The sequence below is a fragment of the Anaerosphaera aminiphila DSM 21120 genome, from assembly GCF_900129925.1.
In the GTDB taxonomy this organism is placed as follows: Bacteria; Bacillota; Clostridia; order Tissierellales; family Peptoniphilaceae; genus Anaerosphaera; species Anaerosphaera aminiphila.
In genome coordinates this window covers 18,008-32,896 of record NZ_FQXI01000012.1, presented here as the reverse complement: position 1 = coordinate 32,896, position 14,889 = coordinate 18,008, and the positions used below count along the sequence as shown (strand labels likewise).

At 33.1% G+C, this 14,889-nt stretch carries 16 protein-coding genes; 14 read left to right on the top strand and 2 right to left on the bottom strand.

All coding sequences use genetic code 11. The features are described from left to right. Positions 1-594: 594 nt before the first annotated feature. Positions 595-1,164, bottom strand: a complete 570-nt coding sequence (locus BUB47_RS07665) for a xanthine phosphoribosyltransferase (RefSeq protein WP_073185143.1) — start codon at positions 1,162-1,164, stop codon at positions 595-597. A 95-nt stretch (positions 1,165-1,259) separates the two neighbouring features. Between BUB47_RS07665 and BUB47_RS07660 the strand changes: the two genes are divergently transcribed. From BUB47_RS07660 to rpiB, 12 genes are all read left to right on the top strand, one after another. Next, on the top strand, positions 1,260-1,781 hold the full coding sequence (locus BUB47_RS07660) for a nitroreductase family protein (RefSeq protein ID WP_073185142.1): 522 nt from the start codon (positions 1,260-1,262) through the stop codon (positions 1,779-1,781). A gap of 7 nt (positions 1,782-1,788) precedes the next feature. Next, complete coding sequence (gene tsaE, locus BUB47_RS07655; RefSeq protein ID WP_073185141.1) at positions 1,789-2,238, top strand: tRNA (adenosine(37)-N6)-threonylcarbamoyltransferase complex ATPase subunit type 1 TsaE; 450 nt, start codon at positions 1,789-1,791, stop codon at positions 2,236-2,238. Then, positions 2,235-2,915 (top strand): tRNA (adenosine(37)-N6)-threonylcarbamoyltransferase complex dimerization subunit type 1 TsaB, encoded by a 681-nt coding sequence (tsaB, locus tag BUB47_RS07650; protein ID WP_073185140.1) that lies wholly within the window; start codon positions 2,235-2,237, stop codon positions 2,913-2,915. Before tsaE ends, tsaB begins: the two co-directional genes overlap by 4 nt. A gap of 8 nt (positions 2,916-2,923) precedes the next feature. After that, positions 2,924-3,391, top strand: coding sequence for a ribosomal protein S18-alanine N-acetyltransferase (gene rimI, locus BUB47_RS07645; protein WP_083529153.1), 468 nt, complete (start codon positions 2,924-2,926; stop codon positions 3,389-3,391). After that, the gene (tsaD, locus tag BUB47_RS07640; RefSeq protein WP_073185139.1) at positions 3,388-4,383 is read left to right on the top strand and encodes a tRNA (adenosine(37)-N6)-threonylcarbamoyltransferase complex transferase subunit TsaD; all 996 of its coding nucleotides are present in this window, start codon (positions 3,388-3,390) and stop codon (positions 4,381-4,383) included. The genes rimI and tsaD overlap by 4 nt, the downstream gene beginning before the upstream one ends. 166 nt (positions 4,384-4,549) lie before the next feature. Beyond that, the gene (locus tag BUB47_RS07635) at positions 4,550-5,551 is read left to right on the top strand and encodes a LacI family DNA-binding transcriptional regulator (RefSeq protein ID WP_073185138.1); all 1,002 of its coding nucleotides are present in this window, start codon (positions 4,550-4,552) and stop codon (positions 5,549-5,551) included. After that, complete coding sequence (locus BUB47_RS07630; RefSeq protein WP_073185137.1) at positions 5,535-7,052, top strand: sugar ABC transporter ATP-binding protein; 1,518 nt, start codon at positions 5,535-5,537, stop codon at positions 7,050-7,052. The genes BUB47_RS07635 and BUB47_RS07630 overlap by 17 nt, the downstream gene beginning before the upstream one ends. 14 nt (positions 7,053-7,066) lie before the next feature. Continuing rightward, positions 7,067-8,023: a D-allose ABC transporter permease gene (gene alsC, locus BUB47_RS07625; RefSeq protein ID WP_073185136.1), complete on the top strand. Its 957-nt coding sequence runs from the start codon at positions 7,067-7,069 to the stop codon at positions 8,021-8,023. 11 nt (positions 8,024-8,034) lie between these two features. Beyond that, positions 8,035-8,709 carry a D-allulose 6-phosphate 3-epimerase gene (gene alsE, locus BUB47_RS07620; protein WP_073185135.1) on the top strand — a complete coding sequence of 225 codons (675 nt, stop codon included), beginning with the start codon at positions 8,035-8,037 and terminating at the stop codon, positions 8,707-8,709. Further along, on the top strand, positions 8,709-9,605 hold the full coding sequence (gene alsK / locus BUB47_RS07615; protein ID WP_073185134.1) for an allose kinase: 897 nt from the start codon (positions 8,709-8,711) through the stop codon (positions 9,603-9,605). The genes alsE and alsK overlap by 1 nt, the downstream gene beginning before the upstream one ends. A gap of 32 nt (positions 9,606-9,637) precedes the next feature. Next, the gene (alsB, locus tag BUB47_RS07610; protein WP_073185133.1) at positions 9,638-10,621 is read left to right on the top strand and encodes a D-allose transporter substrate-binding protein; all 984 of its coding nucleotides are present in this window, start codon (positions 9,638-9,640) and stop codon (positions 10,619-10,621) included. Between the two features lie 99 nt (positions 10,622-10,720). Beyond that, complete coding sequence (gene rpiB / locus BUB47_RS07605) at positions 10,721-11,170, top strand: ribose 5-phosphate isomerase B (protein WP_073185132.1); 450 nt, start codon at positions 10,721-10,723, stop codon at positions 11,168-11,170. A gap of 32 nt (positions 11,171-11,202) precedes the next feature. Here rpiB and BUB47_RS10235 read toward each other — a convergent pair whose 3' ends face one another. Further along, a complete protein-coding gene (locus BUB47_RS10235) occupies positions 11,203-11,451 on the bottom strand; it encodes a DUF4229 domain-containing protein (RefSeq protein ID WP_407639561.1) in 249 nt (82 codons plus the stop codon). Between the two features lie 109 nt (positions 11,452-11,560). On the opposite strand from BUB47_RS10235, the gene murJ reads away from it, so the two are divergent. Beyond that, entirely contained in the window at positions 11,561-13,144 is a 1,584-nt protein-coding gene (gene murJ, locus BUB47_RS07600) for a murein biosynthesis integral membrane protein MurJ (protein ID WP_073185131.1), read from the top strand. Positions 13,145-13,273: 129 nt separating this feature from the next. Continuing rightward, positions 13,274-14,812, top strand: coding sequence for a glycoside hydrolase family 26 protein (locus tag BUB47_RS07595; RefSeq protein WP_073185130.1), 1,539 nt, complete (start codon positions 13,274-13,276; stop codon positions 14,810-14,812). Positions 14,813-14,889 lie beyond the last annotated feature (77 nt).

Here is a 14,889-nt window from a genome sequence, read left to right as displayed (position 1 = left end):
GTTGGAAAATGCTACTTGACTTAAAGCGGGAAAATCTTAGGTTCCCTCCGCCCTTCCTCAAGTATTAAAAAATCTTTTTAAAAATAAAAATGTGTTTTTACTTTTAAAATATATTATTTTGTACTTCTATTTTAATATTTGATAACTTTACAGTAATTTGTAGTTAGTCTAATTAAGTTGTAATTTTTAGCCAAGCCTTTCAGCCTTGGGAAAACCTGACATTGGACCTACAACGAAATCAAAGATTGGTAGTAAATTTCAGCCAATCGAACTTAGTTCTCTTGGGAAATTCTTGCATAAAATCTATGACGAAACCTTGCCGTTCATGACCTAATCCAATTTATTTTATAAATTGATGATAGGTCAGATGCAACGAAGTCCAAATTTTAAATTTGGCTAACAAAGTTGCAGTTTTCAGCCAAGCCTTTCAGCCTTGGGAAAACCTGACATTGGACCTACAACGAAATCAAAGATTTCTGCTAGGTCTCAAAGTTTCTATAGATTGTTAGCAGTAAATTTCAGCCAATCGAACTTCGTTCTCTTGGGAAATTCTTGCATAAAATCTATGACGAAATCGCAGATTTCTATAGATTATTAAAAGTTAAATTCTTCATTGTCAATATTTTTTATAATTGCAAGAGAAAGTAAGTCATATCCCATAGCTCTAATTATTTTACCGCCATCTTGAAATCCCTTTTCAACTGCCACTGATACACCACTGATTTTTGAGCCTGCTTGGTTTGCAACGTCAATTAGACCTTTAAGTGCATTTCCCTCAGCTAAGAAGTCGTCAATTATAAGCAAATTGTCATCTTCATTTAAAAATCTCTTGGAAACAGTTACGGTGTATTCCTTGTCAGTTGTAAAAGACTTTACCAGTGACTGATAAACTTCGTCACCAATGTTTTTGTTCTTTTGTTTTTTTGCAAATACTACGGGAATATAGTCGAATTTTTGAGATAGTACTGTTGCAAGTGCTATTCCTGATGCTTCAATTGTCAAAATCTTATTTATATTTCTACCTTTAAAATATTGATAAATTTCTTCACTTAATTCAGAGAGAAATTTAATATCTAATTGGTGGTTTAAAAAGGAGTCAACCTTTATAATATTTTCATTTAAAATGTACCCATCTTTTTTAATTCTTTCTTCTAGTAAATTCATTCTCGCCCTCCTTTAAAATATTATTACAGAAAAGGAGTTATTTTTAAAGTCTTTTATGTATAATATATATAGAATTATTTTAAGGGGGTAATATTATGTTTAATGAATTGGCAAAGAAGAGAAGAAGTATACGAAAATACACTGAAGAAGAAGTTACAGATAAAGACTTAAATTTAATTTTAGAAAGTGCATTATTATCACCTACTGCAAAAAATTTAGATTCAAAGAGATTTGTAGTTGTAAGAGATAGAGAAACTTTAAAAAAACTTTCAAAATATAAAGTAAGTGCTGCCAGATTTTTAGAGGGAGTTCAAGTTGCAATTGCAGTTTTGGCAGATAAGGAGTTGTCACCTGTAACTTACCATCAAGATGCTTGTATAGCAGCTACATTTATCCAATTACAAGCTGAGGACTTAGGACTGGGAAGTTGCTGGGGAAACATTACTGATGCCGTAAATGATGAAGGCAGACCTTCTCAAGAGGTTGTAAAGGAAATACTTGGTGTGCCTGAAAAGTACAACGTGGAATGTGTTATTGGAATTGGACACAAAGCTGAAACGCCAAGGGAAAAAAAGACACTTAATTTTGAAGACCACATTCACTACGAAAAATTTTGAGGTTGTGATGAAGATACATTTAAAAGATGTTGAAGAAACTGAAAACTTTGGACTTGCTCTGGGAAAACTTTTAAAACCGGGCGATGTAATTTGTTTAAATGGAGATCTTGGAGCAGGCAAGACCACACTTACTAAGAGTATTGGAAAGGGAATGGGGATAGAGGACTACATCACCTCTCCCACCTTTGCTATTATAAATGAATACTATGGAGATATAAATTTATATCACTTTGATACGTACAGATTAGAAACTGATGAAGATGTTTTTTATCTGGGTTTTGACGAGTACTTTTATGGCAACGGAGTGTGTATTATTGAGTGGGCAGATAAAATAAAAAATGCTTTACCTGAGGACTACTTGGAACTAAACATCACTAGAAGAGGTGAGCTTGAGAGAGAAATTGAAGTAGTGGCAGTTGGGGAACGCTCAGAGAAACTTTTGGAGGAATTAAAATGAAAGTACTTGGAATAGACACATCTACAGAAAAAACTTGTGTGGGCTTAATAGATAATAATAGGAAAGTTGCATCTTTTGAACTTTCAGCAAATATGTTTAATTCTGAAGAGTTAGTTGAGATGGTTTCAAATATTTTTGATAAATTAGAATATAAAATTTCTGATATAGACCTTATGGCAGTTGGAGTTGGACCGGGTTCATTTACCGGAACCAGAATTGCTGTAACTATAGCCAGAACTTTTGCTCAAACTTTAGGTATAAAAATAAAGGGAGTTTCTTCTCTAAAGGCAATGGCGTTAAATTATGAAGGTGAAGTAATTATTCTTCCGTTATTTGATGCAAAGAGAAAGAGAGCTTACTATGGAATTTACAAAAACAGTGAAAAACTTGAAACTTACAGAGAAGATTCTTTAAAAAATATAGATGAAATAATTGCAGACTTAAAAAATTTTACTGAAGAAGTAGTAGTTATTGGACCGGGAAGAGATGTGTTTTTTGAGGAGTTGCAAAAAGAACTAAAAGTAGTAAAATATAAAGACAATACAATTCATGGTTTAAATATAGCTCATCTTGGGCAAATAGAGTTTGAAGAAAGTGGTGAGGACAATTTATTTGAAGTTCTGCCAAATTATATAAATCCATCTCAAGCTGAAAGAGAGTTTGGAAAGAACAAGTAGGGTGCAGGTTGAATATAAAAAATAAAATTTTTAGGAAAGCAGATGTTTCTGATTTAAATAGAATATTGGAAATTGAAGAAGCTTCTTTTGACACGCCGTGGTCGAGAGAAGCTTTGCGAATTGAAATTGAAGAAAATGAACTCTCAGAAGTATATGTAGTGGAGTTGGAATTTGAAGACGGCAAAAGAGATATTGCCGGATTTTTAAACTATGTAAAAATTCTTGGAGAAATTGACATAAATAATGTGGCGATTGATAAGAAGTATAGAAATTTAGGACTGGGAGATTTTTTACTATCAAGTACAATTGAAAGCTTATCAGATAGAGAACTAAACTTAACACTTGAAGTAAGACATGACAACTATCCTGCAATAAACTTGTATAAGAAGTATGGATTTAAAGAAGAGGGAATTCGAAGAGATTACTATAAAGCGGGATCTCACGCAATTATAATGTGGAGAAGAGGTGAGAAATGAAAATTTTAGCAGTGGAGTCATCTTGTGATGAAACTTCAGTTTCAGTAATTGAAAATGGAAGAAATGTACTTTCAAATGTAATATCATCGCAAATAGACACTCATAAAAAATATGGCGGAGTTGTTCCGGAAATTGCATCAAGACAGCATGTTGAAGCGATTAACAGTGTTTTAGAAGAAGCTTTGACTGAGGCAAATATAAATAGAGAAGAAATAGACTTAGTAGTGGCAACTAGAGGGCCGGGATTAATAGGAGCTCTACTTGTGGGACTAAGCGCTGCAAAAGCTTTTGCCTATGCAATAGACAGACCCTTTGTGGGAGTAAATCACATATACGGTCACGTCTGTGCAAATTATATTTCCAACAGCAATTTAGAACCTCCCTTTATAGGTCTAATAGTTTCAGGTGGGCACACTTATTTAATAAAAGTAAAAGACTATGTGGACTTTGAATTGGTGGGCAGAACCAGAGATGATGCAGCCGGAGAGGCCTTTGATAAAATTGCAAGGGCAATGGGGATAGGATATCCCGGAGGACCAATAATAGATAAGCTTGCAAGCAAGGGGAAAGACGTGTTGGATTTTCCAAGAGTAATGCTTGAAGAGGGGTCTTACGATTTTTCTTTTAGTGGTTTAAAAACTGCAGTTATAAACTACTTGCACAACAAAGAGCAAAAGGGTGAAGAAGTAATAAAGGAAGATGTGGCAGCATCTTTTCAAAAGGCGGTTACAGATGTATTAGTTGAAAAAGCAGTGAGACTTGCAAAGAAAGAAAACATGGATAAAATTGTTCTAGCAGGTGGAGTTGCAGCAAATGAAGGACTTAGGTTTGAGCTTGAGAGTAGAGGAAGTAAAGAAAATATAAAAATTTACTATCCTGAAAAAATTCTCTGTACAGACAATGCGGCGATGATTGCATCTGCCGGATACTATTTATATAAAAGTGGCGCTGTAGATAAAGATACTAGAGCCAATCCAAATTTGGGACTGTAAAGTCCCTTTTTTATTTTAAAGCAACAATAAATAGTATGGACTAATAATATGGTTAGGATACAATATATAAAAAGTAGTATGTCATTTATTAAAAATCAGTGAATAATATTGACATATATGTAAACTTTTGATATTATGGCGTAAACGATTACGTTAGGGTGGTAATATGTCAAAGAAATTATCCATAAAAGAGCTTGCTAAACTAGCAGGAGTATCGACAGCCACTGTCTCTAGAATTTTAAATGAAAAAGGTGGCTATTCAAGTGAAACAGAAGAAAAAGTACTTAGAATAGTAAAGGAAACAGGTTTTTCTATAAATGTAGCTGCAAAGGCGCTGAGAACTAATATTTCCAAGTCAATAGGAGTAGTTGTGCCCGACATTACCAATGAATTTTTTTCCAGAATAGTAAGGCAGATAAGCTTATATTTTTTAGCTTACAATTATTCTGTATTTGTATGTGATTCAAATGAGAGTTTAGAAATAGAAAAAAAATATATTTCAGAGTTGCAGAGTAGAAATATTGATGGAATCATTTATGTTCAAGGTCAAAATAACAATGGACTTGAAGATATGGATTTAAAAATTCCGGTTGTATATATAGATAGAAGTCCTGTAAATGCCGATGTAGTAATTGAATCGGACAACTTCTTAGGTGGAGTTATAGTTGCAGATGAGTTGTTGAGATTAGGATGTAAAAACTTAATTGCAATAAGAGACATACACAATTTGAGCTCTATTAACGATAGAATAGAGGGATTTATATCCCGATTGAGGGAAGAAAATGTTGAGTCTAAGATTTTTTATATAGACAATCCCACAGTAGAAGACGGGAAAATTAAAATGCAAGAAATAATTGATAGTGGCTATAAATTTGACGGAGTCTTTGCTTCAAATGACATAGTTTCAATTGGAGTTTACAATACATTAAAAAATAATGGAATAGCAGTTCCAAAAGATGTGAAGTTAATTGGATTTGACGGCAATGAATTGATTAAGTCCTGCTTCGACTTTTTACTCACAATAGATCAAGATGTGGAAAAAATGGCTGTAGAGGGCTGCAAAATACTTTATGAAATGATGACAGAAGATATTTCAATAAAGACCAGAATAAAAATACCTGTAAGTTTAAATAGAGGGAGAGGGGAAAGTAATGGAACCTTTAATTAAGATGGAGAATATAGTGAAAGAGTTCCCTGGAGTAGTTGCACTTTCAAATATAAATTTTGAAGTCTATCCGGGAGAAGTTCATATTTTACTTGGAGAAAATGGAGCTGGAAAGTCTACGCTTATGAAAATTTTAAGTGGAGCTTATAGACCAACTTCAGGGAGTTTGATGATAAAGGGAAAAGAGTTTAGCTACTTGACCCCAAAAGATTCAATTGAATCAGGGATTTCAATTATCTATCAAGAATTAAGTGTGATAAATGAACTTTCAATATTGGAAAACTTATTTGTGGGAGTTCTTCCTACGAAAAAAGTTATGGGAATTCCTGTAGTAAACTATAGAGAAATGAACGATAAAGCCAAAGATATACTTGAAAAAGTAGGACTTAAAAAAGATGCCGAAACTCCAGTAGAAGAACTTAGTATTGGAGAAAAGCAACAAGTTGAAATAGCGAAAGCTCTCATAGTAAATTCAGATGTAATAATTATGGACGAACCTTCAACTTCACTTACAGATTCGGAAGTAGATAATTTATTTAGAGTTATAGAGCAGCTTAAATCAGAAGGCAAGGCAATTATATATATTACTCACAAAATGAGGGAAATAAAATTAATAGGTGACAGAGTAACAGTCTTAAAAGATGGAGAATACGTTGGCGACAGAGATGTTAAAGATGTTGAAATAGATGAGCTGATTTCAATGATGGTTGGAAGAAAAATACATGTCACTTATCAAAAAGATGAGGAAATAGATTTTACAAAGAGACCTGTAATTTTAGAAGTTAAAAATTTGTGCAGGAAGGACAATAGAGTAAAAAATATTTCATTTAACTTGCATGAAGGAGAAATACTTGGATTTTCAGGGCTTGTAGGTTCAGGTAGAACTGAACTTATGGATGTAATTTTTGGAGCTGTGCCAAAACAAAGTGGAGAAGTTATTTTTAAAGGAAAAGCTGTAAATATAAAGAGTCCCTATGATGCAGTAAAAAATGGATTTGCCATGGTAACTGAAAATAGACGTGAAATGGGATTTTTAAATAATTTTGACATTAAACAAAATATTTCCATAGTACCCTTTATAAAAGAAACAAAATTTATGGGACTTGATGGACTTTTAGACTTTAAAGCTGAACATGAATACGCTGTGGAACAGGAGAAAAACTTAAATATAAAGTGTAGAGATATAGATCAAAATATTACTGAACTCTCCGGTGGTAATCAACAAAAAGTAATACTTGGAAAGTGGCTTGCTGCAAATTCGGACCTTATAATATTTGATGAGCCTACAAAGGGAATAGACGTAGGTTCAAAACACGAAATTTACAAGATAATGAGGGATTTGGCGGATAAGGGTAAGGGAGTGTTGGTAATATCTTCTGAACTTCCGGAACTTATGGCTGTATGTGATAGAATGCTGGTATTTTGTAATGGAAGTATCAATGGAGAATTTAATATTGAAGATGTAACAGAAGAAAAAATAATAAAAGCAGCAACAGGAGCTTAGGGGAGGATAATTATATGGAAACTCAGAAAAAGAAAATGTCATTTAATAAAATTTGGAGTAAATATGGTACAATCGGTATTTTTGTGCTCTTAATAGTTGTGTTGGCTGCTATAAAACCTGAAGCTATATTTTCAAAGAGCAGTGTACCTCAAATACTGGCTCAAAGTTCAGTAAATATACTGTTGGCAGTTGGAGAATTTTTTGCAATACTAATAGCGGGAATTGATTTGTCAGTGGGTTCAACAGCAGCACTTGTAGGATTTATTGTTGCAAAGTTAATGGTGCTGGGACAACCTGTAATTGCGGCGGTGTTAGTTGGGGTAATAGTAGGAGCATTACTCGGTGCAATAAACGGACTTTTAATAAACAAGACAGGTCTACATCCTTTTATAATAACTTTGGGAACACAGTCAATATTTAGAGGCCTCACACTAATAGGAACAGGCGCCAGATCTGTATTTGGATTTCCTGCTGAATTTACAACATTTATCTCTAAGAGAATACTTGGAATTCCAATAACTGCGCTTATAGCATTTGCAGTGGCAATTGTATTTATATTCTTTACTACAAGGACAAAAGTCGGAAGAAATATCTATGCAGTGGGTGGAAATAAAGAAGCTGCGTGGTATTCAGGAATAAATGTAAAACTTCACACGTTAATAGTTTTTATAATATCCGGAATGTGTTCAGGTATAGCAGGAATTGTATTACTAGGTAGAGTAGGAGCAGCGGAGCCGGCAGCAGCAACAGGTTTTGAAACTTATGCAATTGCAGCGGCAATAATTGGAGGAACGAGCTTCTTCGGTGGAAAGGGAAAGATATTTGGGGTAGTAATAGGGGGACTTATTATAGGACTTATAAACTATGCAATGACAGTTTTAACCGTGCCAAGTAGTTACCAACAAATAGTAATGGGCTCACTTATAATTATTTCAGTAACAATAGATAGATTTGTAGCATCTAAAAATTAAAGGAGGTCTTTATGAAGGCAAAATTTTCACCATCACTTATGTGTATGGACTTATTAAATATAAGAGAACAAATTGAAATTATCAATGAAAGAGCAGATTTTTACCATGTGGACATAATGGATGGACACTATGTAAAAAATATTACTCTTTCACCGGATTTTGTAAAAGCAGTTAAGCCTGTTTGTAAGTTGCCAATAGATTGTCACTTAATGGTTACAAATCCAGAGGACTTTGTAGAAATGTTAGCAGAAGCAGGAGCAGATTATATTTGCCCTCACGCTGAAACTATTAATGCTCAAGCTTTTAGAATTATAAATAAGATAAAGTCATTGGGAGTTAAAGTTGGAGTAGTGTTAAATCCGGCAACACCACTTAGCTATATAAAGCACTACATTCACCTGTTAGATAAAATTACTATTATGACAGTTGATCCCGGATTTGCAGGGCAGAGCTTTATTGAAGAAATGCTTGAAAAAATAGAAGAAGCTAGAGATATAAAAGAAAAAAATGGATATAAATACCTAATAGAAGTAGATGGGTCATGTAACGAAAAGACATTTAAGAGACTTAATGATGCAGGATGTGAAGTATTTATAGTTGGAAGTAGTGGACTTTTTGGTCTTGACAGTGATTTAACTGTTGCTTGGGACAAGATGATTGAAAATTTTAAAAGGGAAACAGAGTAATGGACAAAATTATAGCAATAGACATTGGAGGGACTAATCTTAGAATAGGAACTGTCTATAAAAATTTAAAAGTGGAAAACTTTTATAAGACGTCCAGTTATTTTTTAAGAGAAGAAGGTTCACATGTTGAACTTGTTAAATTAATAAAAAATTATATAGAAGAACAAAAATTAACAGATATAACAGCAATAAGTATTGGGATTCCATCAATGGTCAGCAAAGATAGAAAATTTGTATTTAGAGCACCTAATTTAAAGGGGCTTGTAAATATTAACTTAGCTGATTATTTACAGGGAGAGCTAAATTTAAAAGTTGCACTTGATAGAGATGTAAATTATCTTTTAATTCATGACATTGACAAGTACGGCTTAGATGAAAAGAAAGAAAAGACTATTCTTGGATTTTATATTGGGACAGGTCTAGGAAATCCCGTTTATATAAATGGGAAAATTTACAGGGGGAAAAATGGAGTTGCAGGAGAATTAGCCCACACGCCTATTCGTGGTTTAGAAGAAGTTTGCCCTTGTGGGAATGTGGGTTGTGTTGAAATTGTAGCATCGGGAAAAGCTCTTGAAAATATAAGAGAAGAGCATTTTAAAGATACTCCATTTGAAGAAATATTTACAAGGCACTCCAATACTGATGAAATAAAAGAATTTATAACACTTTTAAGCTATCCTCTGGCTACGGAAATTACAGTTTTAGATCCGGATTTAATAGTACTTTCAAGTGGAGTGATATCTATGAAAGACTTTCCGAGGCAGATGTTAATAGAGGAAATAAAAAAGAGGACTAAACACCCCTATCCAGCTGAGAATTTAGAGTATATATTTACTGAAAATTCTCATGAAAATGGAGTAATTGGAGGGGCAATTTCACTATTTAATGGATTCTAAATTTAATTTAGATAAATTTTAAGGAGGTAATTATGAAAAAGAGATTCAATTTATTAGCTGTAGTTTTAGTATTTGGAGCATTACTTGTGGGCTGTGGAAAATCAGAGAACACAAACAATACTGCAACTACTGACCCTGGAACTGAAGCAACAGACGCTGAATATGCAGTAATTTTAAAAACTCAAGCATCAGATTTCTGGGTAAAGATGAAAGACGGTATTGAAGCAGAAGCAGAAAAACTTGGAGTAAAAGTGGACATTTATTCTGCACAAAATGAAGAGGACACAGAAGGTCAACTTAACATTTTACAAAATGCATTAAACAAGAACTACAAGTCAATTGGAGTTGCACCACTTTCACCAGTAAACTTAGTTACAGGAGTTGCCGAAGCACATAAAAAGGGCATCTATGTAATGGATATTGATGAAAAATTAGATTTAGATGAGCTTAAAAAACAAGGTGGAGCAGTTATAGCTTTTGCTACTACAGATAACGTTGCAGTTGGAGAAAAGGGAGCTAATTACATAGTTTCCAAATTAAACTCAGGCGACAAAGTGGCAATTATTGAAGGTAAAGCTGGAAATGCATCTGGAGAAAACAGAAAAGATGGAGCTACAAAGGCATTTACAGAAGCAGGAATGGAAATAGTTGGTTCACTTCCAGCTGACTGGGACAGACAAAAAGCGCTTGATGCAGCAAATAACTTAATTCAACAAAATCCTGATTTAAAGGGAATTTACTGCTGTAATGATACAATGGCACTTGGTGCAGTTCAAGCAGTTATAAACGCAGATAAACTTGGAGAAATATTTGTAGTTGGAACAGACGGAGATACAGAAGCTATTGATTCTGTAAATAAGGGAGAACTTTCAGCAACAGTTGCGCAAGATCCTGCAGAAATTGGAGCAGCGTCACTTAGAGAAATGGTTGAAGCAGTTAAGGGCGAAATTAAAGTAGACCCAGAAGTTGAACCAAAGATGATTCCAATAGATTCAAATTTAATAGAAAAAAAATAATAAAAGGGACTGTAAAGTCCCTTTTTTATTAAAGAAAACTGAAGTTATTGTGATATAATTTAAATGAAAATAGTTGCTATATTATACTTAGGAGGAATTATGAAATTAGGTTTTGGAAGTGACCATGCAGGTTATGAACTAAAAGAAATTTTGTTAAAGTACTTAGAGGAAAAGGGCTTTGAATGTGTGGACTATGGAACACATAGTTTAGACAGAGTGGACTATCCTGACTATGGAAAAATTGTGGGAGAAAAAGTAGCAGCAGGAGAAGTGGATAGGGGAGTTTTAATTTGTGGTACGGGAATTGGAATTTCACTCGCTGCAAATAAAGTAAGAGGAGTAAGAGCTGCAGTTTGCTCTGAGCCATATTCAGCCAGAATGACAGTTAGACACAATAATGCAAATATAATTGCAATGGGCTCAAGAGTTGTAGGAGAAGACCTTGCAAAGATGATTGTGGACACTTTCTTAGAAGAAAAATTTGAAGGTGGACGTCACGGGATGAGAGTAGATAAAATATCTGCAATTGAAGAAGAATATTTTAAATAAAAAAGAGCACCTTCTAAGTTGAAGGTGCATTTTTATGCGAAAAATTCAAAAAAGTAGAGAGACATAAAAACTATAGTTGCAGTTCTAAAAAATACAAAAGCTCTCTTGTAGTCCTTTCCGTTTTTCTTAAGTATAAAGTAGGATAATGCCATGCTAATTATAAAACTTATGAGAACGGACAAGAACAATTTAACAATGTAAGTAATCAAATTTGTCACTTCCTCTAAATAATATATTATCACAATTATTAAAATGCAGCAGGAAAATAAATATAAATTTATAATTTTTTTAATGCTCCTTATAAAATGTCTATAGAGGAGTTTGTGATATAATTTTATAGTGGTTTAAATTATAAAATAATAGTAAATGCTATAAAAATAGAGGTAAATTATGGAAAGTACTAAGAAAATAGCCAAGTCAACTTTAATTATAGTTTTATTTTCTCTAGTGGGAAAAGTTTTGGGATTTACAAGAGAGATTTTAATGGCTAATAAATTTGGGGCAACACTTGAAATGGATGCTTTTAATATAAGTCAAAATACTATAGCGATGATTTCAACACTTATAACTGCAGCCATAGCAACTACATTTATTCCCACAATTCAAAAAGTTGAAAGGGAGTTGGGAAAAAACAAAAAACTTTATTTTACTAACAACATGCTTTTCATAGTATCAGCAGTGTCGTTAATAATTATAATTTTGGGAATAGTTTTTGCTCCGGCAATTACATTTGTATTAACTCTTGACGTAAATTATAAGGGTTATGAACTTATGACTAAACTTATGAGAATAGGAATGGTCACAATACTATTTTCAACAATTGCAGGAGTTTTCACAGGATATTTGCATAATGAAGGGAAATTTGGAGCAGTGGGAGCTATGGCAATTCCACTAAATTTAACATTTATACTCTATCTTGGATATTTATCACCACATGCGGGAATTGTGGGACTTACTATTGCATCAGTTGTTGGAGTTCTATTACAACTTTTAATTTTAATCCCCAGTGCAGCAAAATCAGGATACAGGCTTAAATTTATATTTGATGTAAAAGACAGATACGTAAAAGAAGCACTACTGTTGGCAGTTCCCGTACTTGTAAGTTCAGCTGTAAGTGATGTAAATTCAACAATAAATAATATATTGGCTCTTAAAATAAATGAGGGAGCAGTTTCAATTTTAGGGTATGCAAATAAAATAAATATGATGGTAATGGGAGTTTTTATAACTGCAATAACGGCAATAATTTTTCCTGTTATGTCAAGGTATTTTGGAAGTAAGAATATGGTTCAGGGGAAAAGTGTTATGAGTGCTTCAATTAAGGCAGTCTTATTTATAACAGTTCCTGCTACAGTTGGAATGCTGATTTTTGCAAGACCAATTGTAGAAATTGCGTTTTTACATGGGAAGTTTACAACTCAAAACGTAATAGATACGGCATCAACTCTCAGATTTTATTCTTTTGCATTAATATCTCTGTCATTTAGCAGTGTTTTAAATAGAGTGTTCTACTCCCTGTCTGATACTAAGACGCCATTTATAGTAGGAGTGGTAAATGTACTGTTAAATATTGGAATAAATTTAATAGTGGCGCAAAAATTTGGAACTAGAGGAATGGCAGCATCTGTAAGTATATCTACTGCTATTGCAGTATTTTTGGACTTTGTATTTTTGAGAAGGAAAATAGGAAGACTTGGAATGAAGTCATATATAAAGGCCTTTATAAAAGTTGCAATTGCATCAGTTGTAATGGGGCTGTTTTGTTTAGTGTATTTTCAAATTGAAAGTACATTTATTCCCACACTTGTAAGTGGTATGCATTTAAAAATTATAAAGCTTGCCGTTCTATTTATAGTAATTATTGTTGCGGTGATAATATATTCAGTGTGCTTGTATTTTCTGGGAGTCAGGGAAGTAAGAGATATTGTAAAGATAATAAGTAGAAAATTAAAAAGAGATAATTATATCAAGTGAATTTTATTTATAACCCAATTGTTCTTTATATTTAAAAGAGAAAAATAATATGTTTAATGTTTTTCTCTTTTGTCTTTTATTATTAAATATTGTATACTCTAAGATAGTATATTTTAGAAGGAGTTTTTTATGAGAGTTAATAAACTAAGAGGAATAGTACTATTTTTATTTATGGCACTTTTTTTGACAAAACCTGCAAGTGCAGAGGGAGCTTTTGGAGTAGCACCCTTAAATACAAATAAGGACTTATTAAAAAATTATGTTGATGGGTATTCAATTCACATTCCCAAAAATTCAAAGGTAACTTGTGATGGAAACTACTATAAGACTGAAATTACATATGCAGATACTTCTGTAAAAGTTTTTATAGAAGATTCTACCGGGAAAAATTTTAGCTTTGCTGATTATGAGTACTATAGTTTAAAAGGTCTAAGGGATAACCAAAGTGAATATGAAGTTCTATATGACGGAGTTCAACCAACTGCAATTGGAGATTTTCACGCATATCAATTTAATAGGCAAAAACTTAGTAGAGTTCCCAATGACAAAAATCACTATTTAATTATGATAAAGGAACTTGGAAATAATAGATCTGTTACTTTTATGATTAAATCTGAAAGTGCAATTAACAAGTCGGAAGTGCTTTCAATGGTGGGCACATTTAAGACAGACGTTGAGAAGAAAAATGTTGAAATAGTTCCCGTTAAGCAAAGTATTACTACAGATTCCAGGGGAAATATTCAAGCCGGAAGAACTTTAAGTGCCAAGACGGCGCAGCTTTACTACAATGATTTTTTAACTAACGGAAATACAAAGTGGGGTATTTTTGTCCAAGATTTTTGGAGAAATACTACAATGAGTGACATTGAAAACAAAATAGACAGCAAGTTTAGCTATGCTCTTTTATATCACAGTTTTAGTTTTAACAATGAGCAGATTAGAGAGGCAATTGACTATTGCAAAACTTGGAACAAATCTCTGGAGCTTACATTTCAAACAGATAAAGTAGATGGAAAAAATCAGATTTATTCAGTTTTAAATGGAGAAAGAGATGATTACTTTAGAGAGATGGCTAAAATTATAAAAGAAGAAGAACATCCAACTCTATTTAGAATTGGAAATGAAATGAATGGAGACTGGTGTAGTTACTCAGCTTGGAATACAGGACTTGATTCAGATATCTATACTTCATTTTATGAGTATATTTATAAAATATTTGAAGAAGAGGGTGCAAATCCATATATACTTTATGTATTTAATCCCAATGGAAGAAACTTTCCAAACTTTAAATACAATGATGAATCAATGTATAGACCTAAAGAAGATCACTACGACATATTGGGACTTACACTTTATAACACCGGAACTTACTATAGTGACGAACTCTGGGAGAGTTTTGACCAACTCTACACAAAACTCTATAATGACTCTCTAAAGATGTATGAAAAACCAATGATGATTACAGAATTTGCCTGCAGTACAACAGGTGGAGACAAGGTAGAGTGGACTAGAGATATGCTGCAAAAATTAAATACTAAGTACCCTAAAATTAAAGTGGCAATTTGGTTTAACGGAACGGATTTAGATGCAAGCGGAAATCCGGCAAGGGTCTATAAAATAGACGAACCGGCAGAGGTTTTAGATGTATTTAGAGCATATATAAAGTGAGATAGCCTTAGGGCTATTTTACTTTTTTATTGCAATTCTAAGTTGGTGGAGTATTGACAAGAAATAGAAAAATATGT